Annotated in this window: 20 protein-coding genes; 5 read left to right on the top strand and 15 right to left on the bottom strand. The window is 66.1% G+C overall.

Features of this window, described 5'->3' with window-relative positions; genetic code table 11:
- Positions 1–47: 47 nt before the first annotated feature.
- On the top strand, positions 48–1,025 hold the full coding sequence (locus tag BLW02_RS08035) for a Bug family tripartite tricarboxylate transporter substrate binding protein (RefSeq protein WP_026435572.1): 978 nt from the start codon (positions 48–50) through the stop codon (positions 1,023–1,025).
- Positions 1,026–1,082: 57 nt separating this feature from the next.
- Here BLW02_RS08035 and BLW02_RS08030 read toward each other — a convergent pair whose 3' ends face one another.
- From BLW02_RS08030 to BLW02_RS19900, 4 genes are all read right to left on the bottom strand, one after another.
- Entirely contained in the window at positions 1,083–1,574 is a 492-nt protein-coding gene (locus tag BLW02_RS08030) for an NUDIX hydrolase (protein WP_026435573.1), read from the bottom strand.
- A 90-nt stretch (positions 1,575–1,664) separates the two neighbouring features.
- Positions 1,665–2,369: a riboflavin synthase subunit alpha gene (locus BLW02_RS08025; RefSeq protein ID WP_092697834.1), complete on the bottom strand. Its 705-nt coding sequence runs from the start codon at positions 2,367–2,369 to the stop codon at positions 1,665–1,667.
- Between the two features lie 257 nt (positions 2,370–2,626).
- A complete protein-coding gene (locus BLW02_RS08020; RefSeq protein ID WP_092697833.1) occupies positions 2,627–3,982 on the bottom strand; it encodes an esterase-like activity of phytase family protein in 1,356 nt (451 codons plus the stop codon).
- Between the two features lie 78 nt (positions 3,983–4,060).
- Complete coding sequence (locus BLW02_RS19900) at positions 4,061–4,204, bottom strand: hypothetical protein (protein ID WP_159433774.1); 144 nt, start codon at positions 4,202–4,204, stop codon at positions 4,061–4,063.
- Between the two features lie 399 nt (positions 4,205–4,603).
- Between BLW02_RS19900 and BLW02_RS08015 the strand changes: the two genes are divergently transcribed.
- Positions 4,604–6,499, top strand: a complete 1,896-nt coding sequence (locus BLW02_RS08015) for a bifunctional metallophosphatase/5'-nucleotidase (protein WP_092697832.1) — start codon at positions 4,604–4,606, stop codon at positions 6,497–6,499.
- Positions 6,500–6,570: 71 nt separating this feature from the next.
- Here the strand turns inward: BLW02_RS08015 and BLW02_RS08010 are convergent, their stop codons facing one another.
- The 8 genes from BLW02_RS08010 to BLW02_RS07975 form a co-directional block, all read right to left on the bottom strand.
- Positions 6,571–8,265, bottom strand: a complete 1,695-nt coding sequence (locus BLW02_RS08010) for an FAD-dependent oxidoreductase (RefSeq protein WP_092697831.1) — start codon at positions 8,263–8,265, stop codon at positions 6,571–6,573.
- A gap of 140 nt (positions 8,266–8,405) precedes the next feature.
- Positions 8,406–9,947 (bottom strand): polyamine aminopropyltransferase, encoded by a 1,542-nt coding sequence (locus BLW02_RS08005; protein ID WP_092697830.1) that lies wholly within the window; start codon positions 9,945–9,947, stop codon positions 8,406–8,408.
- Positions 9,944–12,661: a DEAD/DEAH box helicase gene (locus BLW02_RS08000; protein ID WP_092697829.1), complete on the bottom strand. Its 2,718-nt coding sequence runs from the start codon at positions 12,659–12,661 to the stop codon at positions 9,944–9,946. Before BLW02_RS08000 ends, BLW02_RS08005 begins: the two co-directional genes overlap by 4 nt.
- Positions 12,662–12,766: 105 nt before the next feature.
- Positions 12,767–14,449 (bottom strand): RNA-binding domain-containing protein, encoded by a 1,683-nt coding sequence (locus BLW02_RS07995; RefSeq protein WP_280140369.1) that lies wholly within the window; start codon positions 14,447–14,449, stop codon positions 12,767–12,769.
- A gap of 47 nt (positions 14,450–14,496) precedes the next feature.
- The gene (locus tag BLW02_RS07990; protein WP_244273646.1) at positions 14,497–16,134 is read right to left on the bottom strand and encodes a site-specific DNA-methyltransferase; all 1,638 of its coding nucleotides are present in this window, start codon (positions 16,132–16,134) and stop codon (positions 14,497–14,499) included.
- A gap of 164 nt (positions 16,135–16,298) precedes the next feature.
- Complete coding sequence (locus BLW02_RS07985; protein ID WP_092697826.1) at positions 16,299–16,520, bottom strand: DUF350 domain-containing protein; 222 nt, start codon at positions 16,518–16,520, stop codon at positions 16,299–16,301.
- A 34-nt stretch (positions 16,521–16,554) separates the two neighbouring features.
- Positions 16,555–18,045: a DUF4178 domain-containing protein gene (locus tag BLW02_RS07980; RefSeq protein WP_092697825.1), complete on the bottom strand. Its 1,491-nt coding sequence runs from the start codon at positions 18,043–18,045 to the stop codon at positions 16,555–16,557.
- Between the two features lie 67 nt (positions 18,046–18,112).
- On the bottom strand, positions 18,113–19,159 hold the full coding sequence (locus tag BLW02_RS07975; RefSeq protein WP_092697824.1) for an SPFH domain-containing protein: 1,047 nt from the start codon (positions 19,157–19,159) through the stop codon (positions 18,113–18,115).
- 208 nt (positions 19,160–19,367) lie between these two features.
- Here BLW02_RS07975 and BLW02_RS07970 point away from each other — a divergent pair, with 208 nt between their 5' ends.
- Complete coding sequence (locus tag BLW02_RS07970) at positions 19,368–19,616, top strand: DUF2061 domain-containing protein (protein WP_092697823.1); 249 nt, start codon at positions 19,368–19,370, stop codon at positions 19,614–19,616.
- Between the two features lie 263 nt (positions 19,617–19,879).
- Here the strand turns inward: BLW02_RS07970 and BLW02_RS07965 are convergent, their stop codons facing one another.
- Positions 19,880–20,815, bottom strand: a complete 936-nt coding sequence (locus BLW02_RS07965; RefSeq protein WP_208859705.1) for a LysR family transcriptional regulator — start codon at positions 20,813–20,815, stop codon at positions 19,880–19,882.
- 171 nt (positions 20,816–20,986) lie between these two features.
- Between BLW02_RS07965 and BLW02_RS07960 the strand changes: the two genes are divergently transcribed.
- Positions 20,987–22,021 carry a c-type cytochrome gene (locus BLW02_RS07960; RefSeq protein ID WP_092697822.1) on the top strand — a complete coding sequence of 345 codons (1,035 nt, stop codon included), beginning with the start codon at positions 20,987–20,989 and terminating at the stop codon, positions 22,019–22,021.
- Between the two features lie 80 nt (positions 22,022–22,101).
- Here the strand turns inward: BLW02_RS07960 and BLW02_RS07955 are convergent, their stop codons facing one another.
- Both BLW02_RS07955 and BLW02_RS07950 read right to left on the bottom strand, forming a co-directional pair.
- Positions 22,102–22,767, bottom strand: coding sequence for a response regulator transcription factor (locus tag BLW02_RS07955; protein ID WP_092697821.1), 666 nt, complete (start codon positions 22,765–22,767; stop codon positions 22,102–22,104).
- Positions 22,764–24,614 carry a sensor histidine kinase gene (locus BLW02_RS07950; RefSeq protein ID WP_092697820.1) on the bottom strand — a complete coding sequence of 617 codons (1,851 nt, stop codon included), beginning with the start codon at positions 24,612–24,614 and terminating at the stop codon, positions 22,764–22,766. Before BLW02_RS07950 ends, BLW02_RS07955 begins: the two co-directional genes overlap by 4 nt.
- A 255-nt stretch (positions 24,615–24,869) precedes the next feature.
- On the opposite strand from BLW02_RS07950, the gene aptA reads away from it, so the two are divergent.
- On the top strand, positions 24,870–26,228 hold the full coding sequence (aptA, locus tag BLW02_RS07945; protein WP_092697819.1) for an omega-aminotransferase AptA: 1,359 nt from the start codon (positions 24,870–24,872) through the stop codon (positions 26,226–26,228).
- Positions 26,229–26,442 lie beyond the last annotated feature (214 nt).

Genomic DNA, 26,442 nt, shown 5'->3' with positions numbered 1-26,442 from the left:
TTCATCCCCACCCACCCACGACACCACCACAACCCGAGGAGACCTTCATGAACAAACGCCAATTGCTGCGCGCCACTGCGCTCGCTGCTTCCACTTTGCTGCTGGCCGGCACGGCCAGCGCCCAGGACTTTCCGCCCAAGAAACCCGTCACGCTGGTGGTGGGCTTCGCTGCGGGTGGCGCTGCCGATGCCGCTGCGCGCCTGATCGCCAAGAAACTGGGCGAGAACATCGGCCAGTCGGTGGTGGTGGACAACAAGGGCGGCGCGGGCGGCAACATCGCCCACCAGTTCGTCGCCAATGCGGCGCCCGACGGCACGGTGCTGCTGTTCGGCTCGGTGGGGCCGCTCACCATCGCGCCGCACCTGATGAAGCTGAGCTACGACCCGTTCAAGGACCTGGCGCCCATCTCGGGCGGCGTGAACTTCCCGAACGTGCTGGTGGTGCACAAGGGCGCGGGCGTGAAGACGCTGGCAGAGTTCATCCAGCTCTCGAAGAAGAAGCCCGGCAGCGTGGACTTTGCCTCCACCGGCGCGGGCTCGGCCTCGCACCTGGCGGGCGAGCTGTTCAACCAGCGCGCGGGCGTGGACATGGTGCATGTGCCCTACAAGGGCGGCGCCCCGGCGCTGCAGGACCTGCTGGGTGAGCGCATCACCTCGTACTTTGCCGCGCCGCCCACAGCCATGCCGCATGTGGAAACCGGCAAGCTGATCCCGCTGGCCACCACGGGCCTGACGCGCCCGGCCTACCTGCCCAACATCCCCACGGTGGCCGAGTCGGGCTTTCCTGGCTTCGAGGCGCTGAACTGGTATGCCTTCGTGGCGCCGGGCAAGACACCCGTGCCGCTGCTGGACCGCTGGAACCAGGAGATCGTGAAGGTGCTTCAGGATCCCGGCGTGAAGGAAGCCCTGCTCAAGCACGGGCTCACGCCCCAGCCCACCACGCGCGCCGAGTTCACGGCCTTCATGAAGAAGGAATCGGCCCAGTGGGCCGCCATCATCAAGGAGCGCAAGCTCACGGCAGACTGATTCCGGGAGTGCAACCCGGCGAGGCCCAGGCGGCCTCGTACCCACCCAGCGGCCCCGTCAGAGGGCCGCTACGCCTTGTAAAACGCTCGCGTCGGTATGGATCAGCCCCAGCGGCGCGCGCTGCCCGGCCAGGTAGTCCTGGACGCACTGCAGCACCAGCGGGCTGCGGTGGCGGTCGGCGCTGGCATGCAACTCTTCGAGGGTCATCCACACGGTGCGCACGATGCCTTCGTCGAGCGCGCGCCAGCCATGGTGCGTGCCCAGCGTGCCGGTAAACACAAAGCGCAGGTAGGTGATGTCATCGCCCGTGCGCGTGCGGGTGAAGCGGTTCAGGTACACGCCCACCAGGGCAGCGGGCGCAAAGTCGTGGGCGGTCTCTTCCAGCACCTCGCGCGCGCAGGCGTCGATGGGTGATTCGCCCGGGTCCAGGTGACCAGCCGGGTTGTTGAGCCTGAGGCCGTCGGCCGTGTCTTCTTCGACCAGCAGAAAGCGGCCATCGCGCTCGATGATGGCGGCCACGGTGACGTTGGGTTTCCAGCGGTTTGGCATGGCGCGCATTATGACGACGGGGCATGACAGGCGCCCGATGGGGCCCGCAAAGGCACTTTTCAGACGCAGCAGGATCGCCTGGTGCGCAGTTCAGTGCGATGCAGCGGGCGGCTGCACGAAGTCTTCGAGCGACAGCCCCTTCTCCTGGAGCAGCGCCTCCAGCACGGGTTGCAGGCGGCCCAGGCTTTCATGCACGGCCTCGCGCACGGTGTCCACCATCACCTGCGTGCTGCGCTCGATCTCGATGTTCAGGTGGTCGCCCACTTTCTTGCTTTCAAACACGGTGGCGCGACGCGTCTCGGGAATCATCCAGATCTCGAACCAGCCCTCGGCGCGGTTCACCTCGGCCACCGTGAGGCTGGCGCCGTGGATGGCGATGTAGCCCTTGGCAAAGATGTAGCGGCGAAACGGTTCGGGCACGGCGATGCGCCACACCAGGTTGTTGTCGAACTCGCGGCGCTCGATCAGCGTGCCGGTGAAATCGACATGGCCCGACAGCGGGTGCCCGCCGATCTCGGCGCCGTCCTTGGCCGCGCGCTCCACGTTCACGCGGTCGCCCTGCGCGTAGCTGCCCAGCGTGGTGATGTTCAGGCTCTGCAGCATCACGTCGAAGTTGGCCTGCGTGGGCGAGAGGATCTCGGTGACCGTGAGGCAAACGCCGTCGGTGGCCACGCTGGCGCCCAGGCCTAAGTCCTGGCAGAAGCCCGCGGGAAAATCGAGCGTGAAGGTGCGCAGGCCTGCGCGGTCATGGATGGCGGCGATGCCTGCCGTGGCTTGGACGATGCCTGTGAACATGGTGGCGCGGCTTGTGGAGCGTTGGAAGGAGAGCCAGTAATTTTGCCACCCGCAGCATCCACGGGTGGCGCAAGGGTTGCCCCCCCACACGCGCCCGTCTTTCCGGGGCATCGCACCCGTCTGCAGCGCTCAAAACTGGCGCGACCCAGGCCAGGACAGCCGAGCAAGGGCCGCCCCGCAGCGAGGGCTGCGTCCCCCTGCCCGCGCGGAGCGCGAGAGCGGGGGGAAGACGCGAAGCGTCTCAGGGGGGTGTCACCCTACTTGGCGCGCAGCAACTCACCCACTTCCAGCAGCACCAGCTCGTTGTCGTCTGCCTTGTTGGGCTCGCGGCTGCTGCTGAAAGGCAGGTTGTTGTCGTTGCCCACCACGATGTGCGTGCCGTCCACCACGTCCACATTCTCGATGGTGAAGAACGGGAAGGTCAGCACGCCGTTGTTCAGAGGTTTCTTCGCCAGGCGCTGCGGGTCCTGGATGTTCATGAGGTCGATGTAGCCGATCTTGCGGATCTCGCCACCCACATTGCTGTCGCTCAGTTCGACCTTGTAGATACGCTTGAACTTCGCGAGGTCGTGGAAGCAGTCGCTGCGTTTCTGACCTTCGGGGCAGGCCTTGTCGGCCGTGCCTTCACCGTTGTCACGCTCGATGATGAGGCCCGTGCTGCCATCGATCATGTTGAAGTCACCAATCGCGTGGTGGTTGGCTTCCATCACGTACTTCCAGTGGCGGCCTGTCCATTGCTCGCTCTTTACGTCGAATTCGAGCACGCGCAGGTATTGCTTGCCGCCCAGGTTTTCGTAGGCCTTGGCCTCTTCGTTCCACAACGCACCTTCGAGCAGCGCATAGAGCTTGCTGCCGTCCTTGCTGGCGGCCATGCCTTCATAGCCCTTGGAGCGCTTGACCTCGAACGCCGTGGGCTTGGCATCGGGGGCGCCGGGCACCAGCATTCCGGGCGCATCGGGCGAACGCACCAGCTTGCCGTCCACCTGGGTCTCGAACACGGCCAGCACCTTGCCGTTCAGGTCGGCCTTGATCAGGAAGGGGCCAAACTCCTCACCGATCCACAGCGCGCCGCCGGCGAACTGGAAGCTCTCGGGGTCCAGATCGGCGCCGGTCAGGTAGCGCTGCTTGCTGCCTTCGTGCGTGATGCGAAACGGCAGCTTCTTGTCGGGGTCCTGTAGAAACACGGTTTTCAGGCGGTTGAACTTGCCGCTTTGGAAGTCCACCTTGTAGTGGCTCAGGTGCAGCATGAAATCGGGCGAATTGGCCTTGGAGCCAGCGCCGTTGTCCGTCAAAACCCAGTACGAGCCGTCGGCCATGTGCTTGATGCCCGAATGGCCTTGCAGCGGCTGGCCCTTGAACGGCAGCGCAATGCCGGTGGGGCGACCGACCGACTTGCCTTCCACGCTGGCCAGCTTCTCAACGCGGCTGCCGGTGGTGAACTTGCCGCTGGTCTGCAGGTCGACCGGCGCATCCTTGGGCGCGGAAATCAGCGTCAGGGCGGGCAGCACGGCGTGGCCCGCCAGCGTGGCGGGGTAGGCCTGCTGGGCCAGGGCGGTGGAAGTGGCTGCGCACAGCAGTGCGGCGCAGGCGGCAATCGAAGTGATTCGGAGCATGGTGGCTATCGGCGTTGAAGGTGCTGCAACGATGCCGGGGCCGCATGACCGGCCCGTGAACGCGCCATGACACTGGCGTTACGCGCCGCGAAGGCCGCTGCGCATCAAGCAGCCATGGCCCGCGCCATAGCAGGCCTGCTGCACGGCCACAAGATCGGCCAGGTCGCGGTGCGCGAGGGCACGCAGGCGAACCGGTGGCGGAGGGGAGACAAGAGAAGACATCACGATGGGCTGCGGACAAAGCGCAAGCACCGGATTGTCAAGCCAGGCGCCCCGCGAGCAGGGCGAGCGCCTGGCGTGCGAGAGAGATCAGGCGGCCTGCACGGCGGCAGCAGGCAGGCCCCAGGCGTTGGCGGTCACGGCCAGCACGGCGGCGATGGTCGCGTTCAGGGGCAGAAGGGAGAGGATCGGCATGGCAACGGCATTCAGGCAACAGAACAATGCCGCAACGGTAACCACCGGCTGTGACGCGGGGATGACATGGTGCGGTGCAAACGCTGACAAGCAGCACACCCCGTGCAGGTGATGCGGGGGTATTGCTGGCACGTCACACGGCCGTCATGCAAGGGCAAAACACTGCGCCTTCGTTGTTTCAATTCGTCACACCACGGAAGGCCCACCATGCACCTGCACATCCCGTTTGTATCGCCCCGCCGTCCGCTGGCCCTGGCCCTGATGGGCGCGCTCTCCCTGGGCCTGGCGGCCTGCGGCGGCAGTGACGATGCGCCCAGCTTCAAGGCCATCGAGCTGAACATTGCCCACATCAACGACCACCACTCGCAGCTTGACGCATTTGCCGCCACCGAACTCACCCTCGACGGCGTGGCCACGCAGGTGGAGCTGGGTGGCTTTGCGCGCCAGACGGCGCTGTTCAAGTCGCTGGCCGGCACGCCCAACCTGCTCAAGCTGCACGCCGGCGATGCCATCACGGGCTCGCTGTACTACACCTTCTTCAAGGGCAAGGCCGATGCGCAGATGATGAACAGCATCTGCTTTGACGCCTTCATTCCGGGCAACCACGAGTTTGACGACGGCGATGGCGTCTTCAAGGGGTTTCTGGATGCCCTGGCAGACCCGGCCAACGGCGGCAGTTGCAAGACGCCCACGCTGTCGGCCAACATCGTGCCGCAGACCGGCACGCCCCTGGCTCCGGCGGGCGCCGCTGCCTACCTGCAGCCCTACACCATCAAGAAGATCGATGGCGTGGACGTGGGCATCGTGGGCCTGACCATTGCCGGCAAAACAACCACTTCGTCGCGCCCGCTGGCCACCACCCAGTTCCTGGATGAAGCCGCCTCTGCGCAAAAGGCGATCGACGAACTCAAGGCGAAGGGCGTGCGCCACATCGTACTGGTGTCGCACCTGGGCTACGACAACGACAAGCAGATCGCCGCCAAACTGACCGACGTGGACGTGGTCATCGGGGGCGATTCGCACACCCTGCTGGGCGACTTCAAGGCCGTAGGGGTTGCATCCGCCACCGGCACCTACCCGACGGTGGTGACCAACAAATCGGGCGAGACGGTGTGTATCGGCCAGGCCTGGGAATACGCCAAGGCCTACGGCCTCATGAACGTGAAATTCAACGACAAGGGCAGCGTCGCCAGCTGCGGCGGCAAGACCCAGCTGGTGATTGGCGACAGCTTCAAGCGCAAGGATGGCGCCGGCACCTGGCAGCCGCTGGCCGATGCCGATCGCGCCGCACTGGTCAGCAAGCTGGCGTCCAGCGCCAACGTGAAGGTCGTGGCACCCGACGCCACAGCGACGCAGACGCTGTCCGTCTACACATCCCAGGTCACGGCACAAAAGGCCATCACCATCGGCACGGCCAGCGAAGCCCTGTGCCTGATGCGCGTGCCCGGCGGCTCCAACAGCCGCAACACGGGCGTGGCGGGCTGCGAAACCGCCAACACCCTGGCCCGTGGCAGCGATGTCGCCCAGGTGGTGTCAGAGGCCTTCCTGCGCGCCAGCAAGCGCGCTGACTTTGCGCTGCAAAACGCCGGTGGTGTGCGCACCCCGATTGCCGCCGGCACGCTGAGCATGAACACGGCCTTCACGCTGCTGCCGTTCACCAACGTGCTGGTCGAGATGGACCTCAAGGGCTCCGAAGTGATTGCCGCCCTGGAAGACGGCGTGGCCGCCCATCTGGACGCCGCCGTGCCCTCGGACGGCGCGCACCCCTACGCCGCCGGCCTGCGCTGGGACCTGGACATGAGCAAGACCAAGGGCCAACGCTTCAGCAACGTGCAGGTGCGCAGCAAGACCACGGGTGCCTGGACCGCCATCGACCCGGCCCAGACCTATGTGCTGGTGACCAACGACTTCGTGGCCGCAGGCGGTGACGGCTACGCCACGCTCAAGCCGATCTACGCCGCAGGCCGCTATGTCAATACCTACCTGCTCTACACGCAGAGCTTTGTGGACTATGTGATCGCCCGGGGCACCATCGCCCGCCCCCAGGCAGGCGATTACTCGCACCAGAAGGTCATCACCAAGGCGGGCGTGGCGCTGCCTTGAGGCCGCCCGGTGTGGCATGCGCGCCTGTGGCCCGCCGCGCATGCCAGGCACCGAACCGGGGGAAAGCCACCCTACCGCGCCACCGCCAGCCCCGCGCCATGCCCGCGCGTGAAGGCCTCTTCGAACACCGAATACCCCGACCAGTCGCTGTGCGCAAACGCCAGCCGCGCCGTGGTGGGCGTGGGCAGCCAGGCAGTTCGCTCACCGTGGGATCGCTGATTGCGCGTGCTGGACGGGCGCTGCAGGCCTATCTGGCTTAAAAAACCCAGCACACCCGGCGTGGGGATGGCCATGGCATGGCCGTAGCGGGTGATGTCGATGCGCGTGGCGCGGCGCGGCAGGTCGGGGTGGGGGCCGCTCAAAGCGGCCAGCGCAGCCTGGGCCCAGTGCGTCCAGGGCTTGTTGGCCAGTTGCGCGCGGCCCTGCGGCACATCGCCCAGGGCCTGGTAGTAGCTGAGCACGGTGGGCCCGGCGAGCACGGCGCGGGGGTCCAGGCGCTGGTGGCCGGCGTCCACATAGCCCAGGCCGCCGGGGTTGGTGTCGCCGTAGAGCACGTTGTCCCACGCGGGCGCGGCGCCCGGGCGGTCGGCCAGCGGTGCGTCGATGTGGATATTGGCCACCAGCCAGGGCGCCCACTGCAGGCGCCGCGCGGCCTCGCGCAGGAAAGCCGGGGGCTGTTGCACCACGCGCGCTGCGACCATCACCGGCAGCGCCACGATGCAGCGCTGCGCCTGCCAGCGCTCCACGCTGTCGGTGGCGTGGTTGTAGGCGTCCACCTCCACGCCGTGGCGGCCCTCGGCGATGCGCAACACGCTGCAGGCGGTGCGCAGCTGCCCGCCGTCCTGCAGGGGCGCGGCCAGGCGCCGGGTGAGCCAGCCATTGCCCTCGGGCCAGGTGAGCACGCCCTCGCGCTCCTCGGGCGCGGCATCGCCCGGCGCATGGAAGCCGTGGCGGCTGGCGAAATAGTGGATGCCGGCCCAGGCCGACACACGCGCCGTGCCGGCGCCGTAGTCATCGCGGCAGCAGTAGTCGAGGTACCAGCGCAGGTGCGGGTCGTCCAGGTTTTCGCGCGCCAGCCATTCATCAAAAGTGAGCGCATCCAGCGCTTTGTGGACGGTCGCAATAGACCCTTTTGGATCAAAGCTCTTGAGCATGGGCATGGTGAAGCGCGCGGCCTGGCCCAGCGCCTGGACCCGCTCGGCAAAACGCCGGTACTGCGCCAGCGTGGCCGCGCCCACGCCCTGCACGGGCAGCAGGCCCTCTTGCCACTCGCCCTCGAAGAACAGGCGCTCCTGCGGGCTGTGGCACAGGTGCCGCTCGTCGTATTGCCAGCGCCCGGCGACGCGCTGGCGCAGGCCCAGCTCTTCCAGCAGGTTCTGCACCTCGCGCGCGTCGTCGCCGGGCACGGGCAGGTAGTGCGCGCCCAGCGGGCAGGCAATGCCGTTCACCTGGCCGCCGCGGCTGTTGCCGCCGGCCTCGTCTTCCAGCTCCAGCAGGGCAAAGTCGTCCACCCCCGCCAGCCGCAGCGAGCGCGCCGCCGCCAGCCCGGCCACGCCACCGCCCGCGATGACGACCTGCGTGCGGCGCACCAAGGCAGGCGCGGGCAACACGCCGGTGGCCAGCCGGTCGCGCAGCGCATGGCCGCGCGCCATGTCGATGCCGGTGAAGCCGCCTTCGAGCGTGCGCGGCACCTTGTCACACCCCGCCGATAGCACGGCAGCAGCCGCCGAGGTGGCGGCCGTGGCTAGGAAATGGCGGCGTTGCATGGGACTTGATTCTGCGCCAGTAATGCAGCGCAGCGCGCGCAACAGGCACGCTCCAGACCTGTGCCGCCGTGGAACCGGCTTTGCCGGGCCAGTGGTGGCATCCCCCCGAGGAGGAAGAAGCGAAGCGGCTCAGGGGGCATCTAGTGTTTTCCCCACTCGCGTTCGTAGGTGTGCACCAGCGCCTGGTTCGACAACCGGTTCACCTCGGTGGGCAACCGCGCCATGTCGAGCGGAAAGTCAAACAGCAACGGCAGCGTGCCCGCGCTCAAAAACTGCAGCCCTGCGGGCAGCGCCTCGGGCAGGCGCCAGGGGCGCCGGCTGGCGATGACGAAACCCCACTCGCCAAAGCTGGGCACATGGGCATGGTAGGGCGCCGGGCGCAGGCCCACCGACTCGATGGTCTGCACCACGGTCCAGAAACTCTGGCGCGCCACCAGGGGCGAAGTGGTCTGCACCACGGCGTAGCCGCTGGCCGCCAGGCGCTTGTCGAGCAGCGCGTAGAAACTGTTGGTGTAGAGCTTGCCGATGGAAAAATTGGTGGGATCGGGGAAGTCCACCACGATCACGTCAAAAGTGTCCGTCCCCTCCTGCAGCCAGCCAAAGGCATCGGTGTTGACGATCTTCACCTTGGGGTTTTGCAAGGCGTGGCCATTGAGCTTGGCCAGCATGGGGTTGTCGCTGAAGATGCGTGTCATGGCCGGGTCCAGCTCGACCAGCGTGACCGATTCCACCGAGGGGTATTTCAGGATCTCGCGCACCGCCATGCCGTCGCCGCCGCCCAGCACCGCCACCCGTTGGGGTGCACCGTGCGCCGCCATGGCCGGGTGCACCAGGGCCTCGTGGTAGCGGTATTCGTCGCGCTCGGCAAACTGCAGGTTGCCGTTGAGGAACAGCCGGTGCCCGGTACGCCCCTGCGTGACCACGATGCGCTGGTAGGGCGATGCGGTGCTGAACACGATGCGGTCCTGGTAGAACTTGTCTTCGGCAAAGCTGGTGATGTGCTCGGCCCCCGCCAGGGCCGCCAGCAGGATGCCCAGCACCATCGCGCAGGCCGCCACATGCGCCTTCAGGCGCCGCAGCTCGTGCCGGAACAGCCACACGGCCCACAGCGCCACCAGTGCATTCATCAAGCCAAACAGCAGCCCCGTGCGGATCAGCCCCAGCTGCGGCACCAGCAGCAGCGGGAACGCCAGCGACACGGCCAGCGCGCCCAGGTAGTCGAAGGTCAGCACCTGCGAGACCAGGTCTTTCAGCGCCACGTTGCGCTTCAAGATGCGCATGACCAGCGGAATCTCCAGCCCCACCAGCGTGCCCACCATGAACACCATGCCGTACAGCAGGAAGCGAAAGGCGCCCGGCGTGTAGGCGTTGGCCAGGAACAGCGTGGCCGGCAGCGCCCCGCCCATCAGCGCCACCAGCAGCTCGATGCGCAGGAAATGCGCGGGCAGCTGCCGCTCGAAATACCGCGACAGCCAGGAGCCCACGCCCATGGCGAACAGATAGGTGCCGATGATGGTGCTGAACTGCAGCACCGAGTCGCCCAGCAGGTACGACGCCAGCGCGCCCGCCGCCAGCTCGTACAGCAGGCCGCAGGCGGCCACCACGAACACGCTGGCGAGCAGGGCGATGTCGATGGGGCGAGGGGCGCCGGGTGCCGTGGCAGGCGCTGCGGCAGGCGTCATGCCAGCACCATGTCCAGCTGCTGCGCCAGGCTCTTGCCGTCTTGCTGCTTGGTCAGCCAACCAAACACGGCTTTGCCCGCGCTGGCCTGTGCCCACAGCGCACCCACCTGGCTCTTTTCAATTTCGTAGGGGTCGCTCAGCAAATGCGCCCCTTTGTATTCGAGCAAGGCCACACGGCCATCGACCAGCTCGGCCACAAAGTCGGCAAAAAACCGGCCGCGCGACGTAGGCAGGGCAAAGCCGCAGGGCGCGGTATCGAGGTTGCGCACCCATTGCCGGACCTGGGGGTGGCGGTCGATCAACTGCGCGCACTGAAACTCTGCGCCGCCATCCTTCAGGTCGGCCAGCACGGCAAAGTAGTGCCGCGTGAACTGGTAGCGCCCGCTGTAGCGCGATGCCACCGGCGCCGGGTAGCGTCCAGGCTCAAACACATGGGGGTGCAGCCAGTCGCTCTCCAGCAACCAGGCGCCCGCCTGGCCTTGTTGCAACACGAGCTGGCGAAACTGCCGCTTGGCCGCCTGGTCGCGCAGATCGCCCACATGCAATGCAATGCACCGGGCCAGCTGAAAACGCGCCTGCGCCAGCAGCACCAGCGGCAGGCCGCAGGCATGCAGCTGGTGGTTCACCACGGCCGCCAAAAAAGCGCGGCGCTGCGACTGCGTGATGCCCGCCAGGGGCGCGTGCAGCGCCTTGTGCAGCGACTGGTCCAGCCAGCGCACCAGCGTGTCGGCGGTGATGCTGCTGGCGCCGTAGTCCATGGCCATTTGCTGCACATCGGTGGGGCGCAGCGTCACGCGTGCGTCCTGCACGTCGATCTCGATCACATTCGACTCTTGCACCACATGAAAACCGGGCAGCTGCACGGCCTGGGGGCTGAGCAGATCAAGCTCCACCGTCCCCAGCACCGCGCCCTGCTCCAGCGGCCACAGCGGCGCTTGTGCGTCGGTGCGATAGGCCAGCGTGGGCACGGGCGCAAAACGCACGCCGCGCGATGCGGGGGCCACGCTGGCCGCCACCAGCGCGTTGTGCTGGGCCACCTGCTCGCGCAGCTGCTCCTGCTTTTTGGCCCCGCGCACCTGGGCCAGCATCAGCGCCTCGGTGCTGGCCTCGATGTGGCCCGCAACCACCAGCTGCGCCGCACCGGCAATGGTCTGCTGCTGCACACCGGGCACTGCCAGCAGCTCGGGTGTGGCTGAAATTACATCAAAATTGGTAGCTATCAGCGCTTGAGGGGCGGGCGCTGCATGTGGATTTTCGTTAAATTCTTCGCCAAACAGCGGGTAGCTCGATGGCGGCGCCAGCATCGAAGCCACATCCAGCGCCTCGAACCCCATGTGCTGGATCAACCGGTCGGCCAGTGCATGCGCTGCAGCAGAAAACTCCGCCGCGCACACATGGGCATAAGCGCGGTTGAGCGCCTCGCGCCCACGCCGGCGGGCCTGCGGCATGCGCAGCACACGGCCCAGCAACTGCTCCACCGCCGTGGCGCTGGTCAGCTTTTGCAGGCTGCACAGCACATAGGCAAACGGGCAATCCCAGCCCTCGCGCAGCGCCTGCACCGTAATCACATAACGCACCGGGCAATTGCGCGCCGCCAGGTTGATGTCGTCCAGCCCGCGCTGGGTGCCTGTGGCCACCACGATCTGGTTGTCTGGCAGATTGAGCTCTTCCACCAGATAGCGGCGCAGTGCCTCCGGCGGCATCTCGTCGCCCAGGTTTTGCGCCTGAAAGAGCACGATGGGCCGCACATAGCCATGCCCCTCGGCCTCGTCCTTCAGCGCCTCGGCCTCCAGCTTGCGCTGCGTCTGCACTGCGCCAAACACGGCAGCAGGCCAGCCCTCGGGGTGCTCGGCCAGCACGATGGGCAGCTTGATCATGTCCTCGGCCGCCAGCTCCTGGGCGCTGACGTGGTAGAGCACATTGGTCTTGGTCGCAATCGGCGTGGCCGTCAGCTCCAGAATGAACGCGGGGTTCAGCCGCTGCAATGCCGTGAAACTCTTGTCCGTCTTGGTGTTGTGCGCCTCGTCCACGATGACCAGGGGGCGCTGCAGCGCCAGCCAGTTGGCCAGGCTCCAGCGCGGCTGGCCCACAAAGCCCGTCAGCACGCCGGTTTCGTCCTGCGCGGCGTCTTGAGCGGTCACCACAGCGTCGGGCAAGCCCTGCAGGCAGGCCATGCAGCCCTCAGGCGCGCTCTTGAAATGCGGCTCAAAGCCCTCCGAGAAGCTGTACACATTGCGCTGGCCTGCGTCCTCCACCCGAAAACTCTGGATGGTTGCCACCACCACCACGGCGTGCCGCCCCCAGTCGGGCGGGGCGATTTGCGCCACGTCGTCGAGCGTGCACACCTGCAAGCCCTCGCCATAGGCATCGGTCAGGGCGGCGCGGTAGGCATGGCCGGGCGTCTGCAAGGCCTTGAGCGTTTGCTGGCGAATGGCATCGCTGGGCACCAGCCACACGGCCACCGGCGCATCGCTGCCCTGCCACTCGCGCGCCAGCAGGGGCAGCGCGTGCGCCGCCAGCACCGTCTTGCCGCCGCCCGTGGGAATGCGCAGGCACACACAGGGCACCTGCGCGCCAAAGGCGTCAAGGTTGTAGGGGCGGCCCGCCAGCTCACCAAAGGCCAGCGCCGGGCCCTTGGTGCGGGCTGCGCGGGCGTACGCGCCCAGCGCATCGAGGGCGGTTTGCTGGTAGGTCTTGAGGGTGATGGGGGTCATGGGGATGGGTTTGAATTGGCGCAAATTTTGGCAATCTTTAGCCAATGCGCCAATGCAAGTGGTTGATTTACAAAAACTTTTTATTTCCCATTGGAAAAATATTGGCTAAACACGGGATCTCATTGGCGCAACCAGCGCCCAAACAGCGCCACGGGTCGGCTTGCCAATATTCCGGATCGAGCCCTGCCGTGCCATATCGGCCAGCAGTTCCTTGATGTACTTCTTGCGCTCCGACGCCCCTGGAATCCACAGCATCAGCTTGTCCATCAACAGGGCATCGATCTCGACACGGGGTTGGGGCGCCATGGCGAGCAAATCGCACACCGCCTTTTTGCAGTCCTCAACGGACGGGCCTTTTTGATTGAGATAGGCCACCTCTTGCCCCATTGCAACCGCCAACTGCGCGGAGATGCGCAACCTGGGGCTGCGCCCCTCCACCAAACCCTTGGCGCGCAGACGTCGCAATTCGCCTGCGGGTGGCTTGCGGCCTTTTTGAATCTGGTCGAGCAGCACGGCATCTTCCAGGCTGAGATCGCTGTTCGTCATCAAGGCATCGACATACCCCTTGTCCAGAACGCGGCCATACAGCATGACGCTGACGGATGCAGGTTGCGCCGCGATGTCGTAATCGGGCAGCGGGAAGAAGCGCTCCTTTTGCTTGCGGAACATTCCTTTCACGCCACGGTTGAGCGTCTCCATCAAGTCCAGCTCCACCATCGCATCGGCCAGACAGGCATTGCGGTAGCGCTGCTCGGGCTGCTGCGCATGTAGAACCTTGTCCAGTGACCCAGGCAGAAACTCTCCGTAGTTGAAAAAGCGCAGCGTATCCGGCCCCTCCGTCACCAGAATGCGTCCGCCCTGTGTGTAATCCTGGTGTGCCACGCAGTTGTGCAGGGCTTCGCGCAGCACCCAATCGTCGTAGTTGGGCAGATTCAGTGGCGCCACTTCACGCGGCGGCAAGATATTGATCTCGATGATGCGGATGCGGGCAATCAAGGCGTCGATGGACGACAGCAGCGGCAGTCCGAAATGCTGGTGCGTCACAGGTTCGTTTCGGTGGTCCAGCAGCTGCCAGCTGATGCGTGGCGTTGGCCCGCCTAACTGGCTGGCAGCCGTTGGCAGGCCCAAAAGCACCAGCGCCGCCCGCGTCAGGCCACCATGGACGGCCAAGCGCAGCGAATGCAGAAACTGCGCATCCGTCTGCCCCAGCATCTCTTTGACGATATCGGGCTTGCTGGCATAGCGACGCGCATACAGCTCCCGCGCCCTGGCAATGGCTGGGGCCGACAGCAGCGCCCAATCCTGCGTGACAACAGCCGCTGACCAGTCGTGCAAAGCCGATTGCGCACGCAAGGTATCGAGCTTGTGCAAGGGTAGCCCACACAGCTTCTCACCATTACGCCCCCAGTAGTGGCCCTTGCAAGAGACCGGCACCCCTCGGGGCGCAGCCGGAATACGCCACAGCAGCACCCGCGCTGGCGCTCCGTCTGGCCGGTCCACCTCCAGCTCGTGGGGTGGATGCAAAACGACGGGCGGTGCAGTTTGCGCAGCCACCGACTCTCTGATCCGGTTGAGTTCAGGCAATGCGCGCGCAAATTCTGTTCCGATCGCCGGGCGCATGCCGGTGGTCGGGTCCAGCCTGTCATCAATACCCATGACCAGCCAGCCCTCTTCGCGGCGGTGCAAATTGGCTTCGTTGGCCAGCGCAGAGACGTACTGCGCCATCTGGTCAAAGCTGAACGTCTGCCCGGCACGCTTGAACTCCAGCCATTCCGTCTCCGTGGACATGCGCCGAAGTTCATTCAGAAACTCGCCCGTAACGTCGTTCATTGCCCTCACCTCGCCTTCACGTCATACGGAATGTGCTTGAACGTGACGCGCGCCAGCGCCAGGCGCGCATCGCCCAGGCGGCAGGCCTCGCCATACACCACCAGGGGCGCATCGGGGTGGGGGGTGGCGGCGTGCAACTCCAGCAGCGCATCGAGCACGGCCGAAGTGAGCACGTTGCCGCTGGCCGGGCGCTTGTCGCCCAGGATGCCGTTGAACAGCAGGTAGTAGGCGGTGCGGCTGCGCGGTATCGGCTCGGGTTCCGGCGTGGCTTCCGGCAGGGTTTCAGATGAAATCGGCTCTGTGCGCTCTTCTGGCAAGCGCAAGTAGCTATCAAAAACAGAGTTCGTTCCCAGGTGCGGCGTGCCCGGCGTGGCGTGCGCGGGGTCAAACGCTGTGCCGGTTTCCTGTTGCCAGACAAAGGCGGCCAGCGTGGCAAAGCGCACCTCGGGGTGGATGCAGCCATCGGCATCGAAGATCGGCGCGCCCAACCTCTGGAAGCGAAAGCCGCCGCCGCCCTGCCAGCCCACCGCCTGGCTGATGCCGCCCGGCTCGCCGTCGATCACCTTTTGCAGGCGCGGCAGGCAGTGTGTGGCGGCGTGCTCGCCCATTTCGATGCCGATCCAGCGCCGGCCCATCTTGTGGGCGACAGCGGCGGTGGTGCCGGAGCCGAGGAAGCTGTCGAGGACGAGGTCGCCAGGGTTGGTAGCGATGTGCAGGATGCGTTGAAGGAGCGCCTCAGGTTTCGGCGTTTCAAAGCTTGCTTTCTCTCCAAACAACTTCTCGATTTCTGAGCTTGCGTGTTGATTCAAACCAGCGTCAGACCAGATGCTGGGCGACGACATGCCAGCCTTGGCCTCTGTCTTGAACAATTTGCGCATCGGTGTTGTAGCCGTGCCCTTGACGCCCCAATACAAACGCTTGTCTTCCTGTAGTCGCAACATCTCCAGCTTGTTGTGCCTCCAACAAGTGCCTTGCCTCGGGAAAACTTCTTCTCCCGTGTACGGATTGATGAGGCCGAAGTAAAGGCTTTCAACAAAGCGGCCACCTTTACCGTTGGCCGTAGTGTCGATCTTCCGAAACGCGCCACGCGGATCAGGACCATCAGGCTCGTCGAATACTTTGTATTGCGCATCCGCCTTCTCGGTGCGCTCCATCAGGTTGAAGGCTTCCTCTGCCCGTGTTTTCTTGGAGGTGCTGTCTTTGGCTTTCGCCCATACCAAGACGTGGTCATGAATAAGCCCAATTTTTCGATCATTTGGCGGGCCATCCCGCTTTTGCCAAGACAGATCGATTACGAAGTTCTGACGGCCGAAAACTTCGTCTCCCAGAACCTTCATGTAATGCGCTTCGTTGTCATCCAACGAAACCCAAATAGAGCCGTCATCCGCCAATAAATCTCGCATGAGCTGCAGGCGCGGCAGCATCATGCTGAGCCACTGGCTGTGCTCCAGGTTGTCGTCGTAGTGCTCGAACGCGCTTTGGGTGTTGTAGGGCGGGTCGATGAAGATGCATTTGACCTGCCCGCGGTAAAACGGCAGCAGGGCCTTGAGCGCTTCGAGGTTGTCGCCCTGGATGAGCAGGTTGTTTTGTGCGCTTGCGGCGTCGCCGTGGGTGGAGACGCTCTCCAGCAGGCGGTAGGGCACCTGGGCGGCGGTGGTGAAGGCGTGGGCGCGGTTGAGCCAGTCGAGGGTGGGCATGGGGTGGTGATGTCAGGCCGGTGGGCCGGTGAAAGCAGGCGGTATTGTGTGGCCTGCGCCATGGCGCGGCTTGCCCGCCAGCGGTGGCGGCGCGGCCGGTGCTTTCGCAGTCAGTGGATGGCCGCCGCCACGATGATGCTGATCCCCAGGCACATCGCGGCCACCACCAGGGCCAGGGCCTTGTTCTGCTTTTCGACGATTTCGCGCCACAGGTCATAGGGCGTGATCTTGTCGATGAGGATGAAGGCCAGCCAGAAGATGACGATGCCCATGAGGGCATACAGCAGCGTGCCGACGATGGACAGGGGGTGAAGCCATTCGAATTTGGTCATGCTGTTCTCCGATGAAATTCGGGTTGTTTCAATGTCATTTGTGGCTGCCGCCGGAGGAATACCCCCCGAACGAGCCGCCCGAACTGCGGTAGCTGCTGCCCGACGAGCCCGAGCAGTTGCTCATGATGATGAGCACGATGAGCAGCACCACCACGATGAGGATGACCGTGCCGCAGCCCGCTCCCTTGGCGGCCACGAAGGGGCCGGGGTCGTCGCGCTGCAGCACGTCTTTTTTGTCGCCCAGGCCGAAGGCCTGCACCACGGTGTCGCTGGCCAGCCTGTCGCCGGCGGACCAGGTGATCTCGCTGGCGCTTTGCTCCATCGACAGCAGGCCGCGGGCAGCGGCAAAGTCGCGGTTGAAGGTTTTCTGGCCGCGCTCCACTGGCCAATAGAACTCGCCGAGCACATAGGTGGTTTCGGCGTTGTAGCTGTATTTGAGCTGGTAGGTGGTGCCCAGGTAGGTGGCCGTTCGCCCGGTGGCGGCCATCTGCGGCGCGCCGGTGGTGGGGCGCACCATGCTCCAGCCTTCTTCCGAATCGACCAGGAAGGCGAAGCCGCGCTTCTGGTTGTAGAGCAGGTATTCGCTCCAGCCAAAGTGTTCATCGTCGCCGGGCGCCACGCCCATGCGGTGCTGAAAGCCCACCACCTGCCAGTGCACGCCCTGCAGCGGGCCCTTGGCGCCCAGCGGGATGATGGGGCGCACGGGCTCGTCCTGCATGGCCGAGCGCAGCTCGCCGCCCACGCCGCTGCCCAGGTCGATGATGCTGGAGCAGGATCCACAGGTGATGCTTTTGGTGGAGGCCAGCTGCACCTGCACCGGCGCGCCGCAGTGCGGGCAGTTGAACTGGCGGCCTTTTTCGTCCTTGGCGGATTCGTCCTTGAGGCCCTGGAGCTGCAGGTCTTCAAGCAGCACGGCGCGGCCGCGCTCGACGCGGGGCGGGGTGTGGCCGTAGTCGATGCTGAGCACTTCGCCATCGCTACTGCGCAACTCGACCATGCCGAAGGGCTGGCCCAGCGGCGGCAGCTTGGGCAGCTCGCCCTGCGCCGAGACCAGCTGCGCCTGGCCGGCGTAGGCCACGCTGTAGGGTTTGCCGTTGATGGCCGTGGTGGTGCCGATGGACCAGCGCGCGGCCTCGGGCAGCTCGCGACCCGGGTCGATGGGCCGGGAGAACACGTAGGCGCCGTTGTCCTCGCCCAGCGTGGCCAGGGTGCCGTCTTCGAGGAAGGCGGTCCATTCGGTCCAGACCCCGGCATCGCCCTTGTACTGCAGGCGGCCGACGAGGGTGAAGGGCACCTCCTTGCCATCGAGCGTGATGCGCCCGCTGGCCATGGTCTGCAGCGGGCTGTGGTCGTCGAACAGCTCGGCCATCTTGCCCAGGCGCGTGAGCACATCGCCGCTGCGCACCACGGTGCTCTGGCAGTAGCCGCAGACGGCGTGCGTGGACTGCGCGCTGCGGAATTCGACCGGCGCACCGCAACCGGGGCAGGGCGCGCGGTAGTGGCGTTGTGTGGCGCTTTCGGCCATTTTTTAAGGTGTTTTTGGCCTCTTGCGCTTACCCATCAAGCGCAGACAGCTATCCAGACAATAGCAATCAGACCAATTTCTTGAGCAGCTCGGCCTTCTTGGCGTCGAACTCTTCCGGCGTGAGGATGCCCTTGGCCTTGAGCTCGCCCAGCTTTTCGAGTGTGGCCATCACGTCTTCGGGCTTGACGCCCACCGGTGCGGCCGCAGCAGGCGCCTGCGCCGCCGCCCCGCCGCCTTGCAGACCGGCCTGCAGGTTTTGCGCCAGCACCTGGCCCAGCGCCACGCCAGCGCCCAGGCCCATGGCGTCGCCGGCAATGCCGCCACCGCCATTGCCGGCGCCTTCGGCAAATTTCGGGATGGCCTGCGCGGTCTGGTACTGCATGAACTTGCCCATGTCGTTGCCGACCATGCCCATGCCGATTTTTTGGTCCAGGATCTTCTGCAGCTCTTCGGGCAGCGAGACGTTCTGCACCGTCAGGCTCTCGATGACCAGGCCGATCTTGGCAAAAACGGGTGCCAGCTCCTTGGCCAGCGCATCGGCAAACATCACCTGGTTGGCCGCCAGGTCGAGAAACGGCAGGCCGCTGCCCGCGATGGCGTTGCTGATGTTCTGCAGCACCAGGCCGCGCAGCTGGCCTTCGAGGTCGGCCACAGGGTAGCTGTCGCGGGTGCCCGAGATCTCGGTGTGGAACAGCTTGGGATCGGCGATGCGGTAGGCGTAGTTGCCGAACGCGCGCAGGCGCACCGCGCCAAAGTCCTTGTCGCGGATGGTGATGGGCTGGGGCGTTCCCCATTTCTGATCGATCTGCTGGCGCGTGCTGAAGAAGTACACATCGCTCTTGAAGGGCGACTGGAACAGCTTGTCCCAGTTCTTCAGGTAGGTGAGCACCGGCAGGGTCTGCGTGGTCAGCTTGTAGGTGCCGGGGCCGAACACGTCGGCCAACTGGCCCTCGTTGACGAAGACGGCCATCTGCGACTCGCGCACCACCAGCGTGCCGCCGTTCTGGATTTCCATCCCCGCCATCGGGTAGCGCCAGGCAAGCTGGCCATCGCCCTCTTCGGTCCACTCCAGGATGTCGATGAACTGTTTCTTGATGAAGTCCATGAGGGCCATGCGGTGCTCCCGGTTGCGATGAGGGGTTGGGGGGAAAGACGGCCATCATAGCAACGGGGGGTGACGCGAAAGGCGGCTTTGCCGGCCCCGGCTGCGGGCGGCTATCCACGGCTTAGGCACGATCAATTGGCCACCGATGTTGAGAATGACTACCATTTGACTGCGCCTGTTTTTCACCGCAGGCCCCGTTGAAGCCAAGGAGTCCGCCATGTCCCTCATCCGCCGCGCCGCCCGCCAGAACAAGACCATGCTGATGAAGACGGGCAGCTACTACCTCATCCACATCTGCGTGGCCGCGCTGGTGGCCTATGCCGTCACCGGCAACCTGTGGGCCTCGCTCACGCTGAGCCTGCTGGAACCCACGGTGCAGGCCGTGGCCTTCTTTTTCCACGAAAAAGCCTGGGAGCGCGCCGCGCACCGCCAGGCGGGCAACAGCCCGGCATTGCACAACGCCTGAACCACCCACCACTTCAAGGAGCCCACCATGTACCGCATTCCCTTGCACAGCCGAAGCAGAGCGGGCCTTGCCTTCCAGCGCTGGCTGGTCCAGCGCCTGGCCGGACTGGCTTCGGCGGGTTGATGGACGTTGGAAGGCGAATCCGTATCAGGCCTTCACGTCGAGCAGCGCGTCCTCCCGCAGGCCCTGCGCCCTGAGGGTTTGCAGGCTGGCTCTCCATGGATGCCATGAAACGCCTGCAGGGCCGGCGCAATGCCGTGGGACTATCCACCATGCGCGGCCAGCAGGCATTGCGCAAACGCCTGGGCCGCGCGCGGTGGCTGGGGCGACTTGCGCAGCACGCTGACAAACTGGCAGCGGTAGAGAAACTGCGCGGGCTGCACGGCCTGCATCTGGCCCTGGCGCACGAAGGCTTCGGCGTAGTGGTCGGGCAGAAAGCCCAGGTAGCGGCCCGAGAGGATCAGCGTGGCGATCGACTCCTGGTCAAACCCCGTGGCCTTGCGCGGCAGATGCGCGCTGTGGCTCAGCTCCATGTTGGGCGAGTGGTAGCCCAGGCCGGCAAACTGGTGGGCACGCAAGGCCTCCCAGGTCAGGGCCGTGTGGTCGGCACCGAACAGCGGGTGGCGCACACCGCAGTACAGCAGCATGGTCTCGGTGAACAGGCTGGCATACACCAGGCTCTGCGAGGCGCGGTGCGCCGGGATGATGCCGATATGCAGGCTGCCGTCGATCAGCCCGCGCTCGATGGCGTTGATCGAGGCCACATGCATCTGCAGGCTCACGTCCGGTGCCTGGGCCGTGAACAGCGCAATCGCGTCGCCAATGTGCGCCGCCGGGTTGCTGGCGGTCTTGTCGAACACCGCCACCTCCAGGCGCCCGCCCATGCGGCGGTGGATGTCGTCGATGCTGCTGCGAAACGCGTCCACGGCGCTCAGCAGCCGCAGGGTTTCGTCGTACACGCGCTGGCCCTCGGGCGTGAGGGCAAAGCCCGCGCGCCCGCGCCGGCACAGCGTGAGGCCCAGGCGCGTCTCCAGGTCTTTCATGTGGCGGCTGACGGTGCTGGTGCCGATGTTCAGCTCCAGCTCGGCCGCCGACATGCCGCCGCACTCGGCCACGCTCTTGAACACCTGCAGCAGGCGCAGGTCCATGTCGCTGAGCTGGCCCAGCACGGCACGTTCACGGGGGGAAGGGGCGGGCATTGCGGTGATACGGGCAAGGGAAAAACACCCCCCAAGGCTACCAGCCCGATAGCCGGTGCCGGCGCGAACGCAATAGCCTGAAAAGGCTACAGGCTTGGCCGGAACAGGCGCTTGCGGTGGCCCCGGGCACCCATCTACGATGGTCGCGTCCCACAAGAAAGGCATAAGACCATGACTCCCTCTCTTCAGAAACTGCTGGCCGCCCCTGCACTGGCCCTGCTTTGCACTGCCGCCCTGGCCGCCACCGATGCGCCCGCGCCCGTCAACCTGGTGGGCCGCGCCGTGCCCGAAATCGACAAGCTGCCGCCCGGCCAGTACCGCGAGCTGGTGCAGTACGGCCACGAGCTGACCACGCGCACCTTTGCCCACATCGGCCCCGAGGTGCAGGACGTACGCCGCCGCCTGGCGGGCAACAACCTGGCCTGCGCTTCCTGCCACCAGAGCAACGCCACCAAGCCCTTTGCCATGCCCTGGAGCGGCGTGTCGGCCACCTTCCCGCAGTACCGTGGACGCGAGGACGATATCAGCACCGTCGAGGAGCGCGTCAACGGCTGCATGGAGCGCAGCATGAGCGGAAAGCCCCTGCCGCTGAACTCGCGCGAGATGAAGGCTTTTGTGACCTACATCTCCTTCCTGTCGCAAGGCATCCCGGTGGGCGCCACGGTGCAGGGCGCTGGCATGGTGCAAAGCAAGATGCCCAACCGGCGCGCCGACACGGTGGCGGGAGGCAAGGTGTACGCAGCCAAGTGCGCGGTATGCCACGGCCCCGACGGCCAGGGCGTGCGCGCCGGCCAGGTGGGCGATGCGCAGGGCTACACCTTCCCGCCGCTGTGGGGCAACGACACCTTCAACAACGGCGCAGGCATGAACCGCCTGATCATGGCCACGCGCTTCATCAAGCACAACATGCCGCTGGGCGCATCGCACGACGCGCCGCAACTGAGCGATGACGAGGCCTACGACGTGGCCGCGTTCGTGCTCTCCAAGCCGCGCCCCACCAAGGCCAACCTGGAGGTGGACTTCCCGGCACGCTGGAACAAGCCGGTGGACTCGGCCTTCCCGCCCTACCTGCTGGGCGCCGATGCAGACCAGCACCGCTTCGGACCCTTCCCGCCGCTGGTGGCCAAGCAAAAGGAAATGATGGAGCAGCTCAAGGCCGGTGCCGCCGCCGAGCGCGCCAAGGCAGCGCCCCAGCCTGCCCGCTAAAGGCCTGAAAGTTCAGACAATTATGGTTGTAGCGCTTGGCGGCCTCAAATCCGAAGTGCAACAGCTCTTGATTTGATAGCTTAAACAGGGTGCGGCGGCGGTACGGAGGTGCCGCCGTCGTCCAGCGCCCGGGGGTCGGCGCGCAAGATCAGGCGGGCCAGATCGGCGGCATGGCCGCTGCCGGTCTTCTCGGTGATGCGCTGGCGGTGGACATGCACGGTGTGGTCGCTGATGCTCAGTTGCCGCGCCACTTCCTTGTTGCTCAGGCCCAATGCCACCAGGCGCGCCACATCGCGCTCGCGCGGCGACAGGCGCCCGAGCTGCTCCTGCGCGGCGGCGCGCAGCCCCTGCTGGTGCTGCGCTGCCAGGTTCACACCCACGGCGTAGTTCAGCGCATCGAGCAGCGCCTGCTCGCGAAAAGGCTTTTGCAGAAAGTCGATGGCGCCCGCGCGCATGGCCTGCACGGCCTGGTCGATGTCGCCGTGCCCAGTCATGAACACGATGGGATAGTCGCGCCCCAGGTCGGCCAGGCGCCGCTGCAGCTCCAGCCCGCTCATGCGCGGCATGCGGATGTCCAGCAGCAGGCAGCAGCCCTGGGGCGCGGGCGCTGGATGGGCATCCAGAAAATCCTGCGCCTGCGCGTAACCCACGGGCGCAAAACCCAGTCCTTCGACCATGAACAGGGTCGAGCGCAGGAAGGCGGGGTCGTCGTCCACCACATGGATGACGGGAGGAGGTGCGGTCATGGTGTTGCGTCCTGGTGGGGCGTGGGCAGGGCCAGCGGCAGCAGCAATTCGAACACCATGCCGGGCTCGCCCGCCGCGCCGGCCGGGCGGGCCTGCAGCGCACCGCCATGCGTTTCGGCAATGCTGCGGCAGATGGCCAGGCCCAGGCCCAGGCCGTCGGGGCGGGTGGTGTAGAAGGGCTCGAACAGCCGCGCACGCTCAGCATCGCTCAGGGGCGCGCCCTGGTCCTGCACGGCAATGGCCAGGCGGTCGCCCTGGCGTTCGATATGGATAGTGATGGGGGCGTTTGCCCGGCCGGCGGCGCGGTGGGCGTCCAGCGCATTTTTCAGCAGGTTCAGCAGCACCTGCTGGATCTGCTGCGGGTCGCCCGGCACGCGCAGGCCCCGGCTGCCGGGCGCGCATTCGACGCGAATCGGCGGTGCCTGGCCCAGCAGGCCGCCAAACAGTGCCACGGCCTCGTTGGCCAGCGCCACCGGGTCGCTGAGCACGCGCACCGGCACGCGCCGGCGTGCCAGCGCCCGGATGCTGGCGATCACGCGCGTGGCACGCTCGGTTTCCTGGGCCATGTCCTGCAGCGCCTGCGCCAGCGCGTCGGGCGTGAGCTTGCCGCTCGCGGCACGGCGCTGCACGCTGGCGGCGTAGTTGGCAATGGTGGCCAGCGGATGGCTGAGTTCGTGCGCCAGCGTGGCCGACAGCTCGCCCAGGATGGACAGGCGCGAGAGGTGGTCCATGGTCTCCTGCCCCTGCGCCAGTTGCTGCGCCAGGCGCTCGCGCTCGCGCAGGCTGCGCGTGAGCTCGGCGGTGCGGCGCTTGACCAGCAGTTCCACATGCAGCATGTAGGCCGCACCCAGCAGCAGCACGGCCAGCGTGCCGGCCAGCAGGTACCAGTAGCGGCCCAGCAGCGCCTGCGGGCGTGTCTCGCGCAAAAAGGCGTAGGGCTCGGCCTGCAGCGCGCGCAGCACCTCGTGCACGCGCTGGTAGTCGGCAGGCACCGACCAGCGGCCGCCCTGGGCATCGACGGGCAAGGTCAATAACGCCAGCAGCACGGTGCGGCCCAGCTCGGGCGGCGTGCTGGCCAGCGCGGCAAACGCCCAGCCGGGGTACAGCGGCGTGGACGACTGGCAGGCCGCCGGCGCATCGGGCCGCGCGCCCACCACCACCAGCGCGCCCGGGGCCACGCGCCCCGCGCGTTCAAGCTGCTCCAGCACGCAGGTGCGCAGGATGCCCGCGTCGGCCCGGCCCGCCAGCACCGCGTCGGCCACGCGCTGCATCGGAAAACCGGTGAACACCCGCTGCACCGCGCCCGCCTCGGCGTCCAGACCGCTCTGCAACCATTCATGCGCCACCAGCTGGTAGCCGCCAAAGGCGTCTTCGGCCACGGCCGCCACCCGCTGCCCGCGCAAGGCCTCCAGCGTGGCGGGCACGGGCGTGCCAGCGCGCACCACCACGGCCGAGCCCACGGTGTGGGCGGGGTCATCGCTTTCGGCGGTGGTCTGGGTGGCGATGCGCGTGGCGCCGTGGCGTGCCTCCAGCCGCACATAGTGCCCCGGGTTGGTCACCACGAAGTCCAGGGCCTGCCGCGCCAGCGCCGATTCCAGCGCATCCGGGTCGAGCACCTGCAGCCGCACGCTGTGCCCCGGCAGGGCGCGCGCCAGCCCGTCGACCAGCGGCTGCCACAGGCGACGGGAGTCCTCGCCGTCCAGTACGGCCAGCACGCCGATGCGGATGGGCGCGGTGGCCACCGCGGCCGTCTGCCCGGCCCCCGCCAGCGGCGCAGCCAGCAGGCAGGCTGCCGCCAGCCAGCGCCCTACCGCGCCAGCGCATCGGAAGAAGGTGGGCTTGCGCATGGGCGAATTGTAAGCAAAGGTCGATTCAGTCTTTGAACAAAAAGGCCGAAACTCTTTCCTGTTCAGGATAAATAGCTATTTATTTAATAGCAAATCAAACACCATCACCGCACAGCAAAAACGACCAATGCTTGCATAGATCAGCAAGTGAACATTGATATTGCGTTCTTTGAGCAATTGGCAACCGGAACAACAATGGCTACTCCGTGCCCCAACCGGGGCGCCCATCTCTATCTGTATGCACCGGAGACCCCCATGAGCTTTGCCCCCATCGACACCCCCGCCGCTGGCGCCGCACCCCGCATGGACGCCGAATGGCTGGACGCGCACTGGATGCCCTACACGGCCAACCGCCAGTTCAAGCAAAACCCGCGCATGATCGTGGAGGGCAGCGGCGCGTATTACACCGACAGCGAGGGTCGCAAGATTTTTGACGGCCTCTCGGGCCTGTGGTGCTCGGGCCTGGGCCATGGCCGCCGCGAGATCGCCGAAGCCATCGGCAAGCAAGCGATGAAGCTCGACTACGCGCCCGCCTTCCAGTTCGGCCACCCGCTGTCGTTCGAGCTGGCCAACCGCATCAAGGCCATCACGCCCACCGGGCTCGACTATGTGTTCTTCACCGGCTCGGGCTCCGAGTCTGCCGACACCTCACTCAAGATGGCCCGCGCCTACTGGCGCGCCAAGGGCCAGGGCACCAAGACGCGCCTGATCGGCCGCGAAAAGGGCTACCACGGCGTGAACTTCGGCGGCATCTCGGTCGGCGGCATCGTGGCCAACCGCAAGCTGTTCGGCCAGGGTGTGGAGGCCGACCACCTGCCCCATACCCAGCCGCCGGCGGGCTCGTTCCACAAGGGCCTGCCGCCCACCGGCAAGGAACTGGCCGACCGGCTGCTCGACGTGATTGCGCTGCACGACGCAAGCAATATCGCCGCCGTCATCGTCGAGCCCTTCTCGGGCTCGGCGGGCGTCGTCATCCCGCCCGTGGGCTACCTGCAGCGCCTGCGCGAAATCTGCACGCAGAACAACATTTTGCTGATTTTTGACGAAGTGATCAGCGGTTTTGGCCGCAGCGGTGCCTGGACCGGCGCCGAGGCCTTTGGCGTGACGCCCGACATCCTGAACTTTGCCAAGCAGGTCACCAACGGGGCGCAGCCGCTGGGCGGCGTGGTGGCCAGCAAGGAGATCTACGACACCTTCATGGCAGCGGGCGGCCCGGACTACATGCTGGAGTTCCCGCATGGCTACACCTACTCGGCCCACCCCGTGGCCTGCGCAGCGGGCATTGCGACGCTCGACATCCTGCAAAAGGAAGACATGATCGGCCGCGTCAACGCCCTGGCGCCGTATTTTGAAGAAGCCGTGCACAGCCTGAAGGGCGCCAAGCATGTGCTGGACATCCGCAACTTCGGTCTGGCTGCGGGCCTGACGATTGCGCCACTGCCCGGCGAGCCTGCCAAGCGCCCGTACGAGATCGCGATGAACTGCTGGAAGAAGGGCTTTTACGTGCGCTACGGTGGCGACACCATCCAGCTGGCACCGCCGTTCATCAGCGAACGCGCCGAGATCGACCGCCTGGTCAATGCGCTGGGCGATGCGCTGGCGGAGACGGCGTAAAACGCGCCAGATGCCTACACACGCCAATGGCTGCAAAATTCATAGCATCTGGCGCTTTATGGACAACGCCAGATGCGTTTTATTGCACATTCCGGCTCCGCCCGCCAGACACTCGCTGGCCACGGAACCGATGCTTCCGATCTTGCAGCTTTGATCCTTTCCTGAACAAGTGTTGCAATCAGATAAGCACGTTGGCGGGCCAGGGCTTTCACGG

This window comes from Acidovorax soli (assembly GCF_900107605.1).
Taxonomy (GTDB): Bacteria; Pseudomonadota; Gammaproteobacteria; order Burkholderiales; family Burkholderiaceae_C; genus Acidovorax; species Acidovorax soli.
The sequence above is the reverse complement of the archived record's forward strand: the minus strand, read 5'-3'. Positions and strand labels throughout refer to the sequence as shown.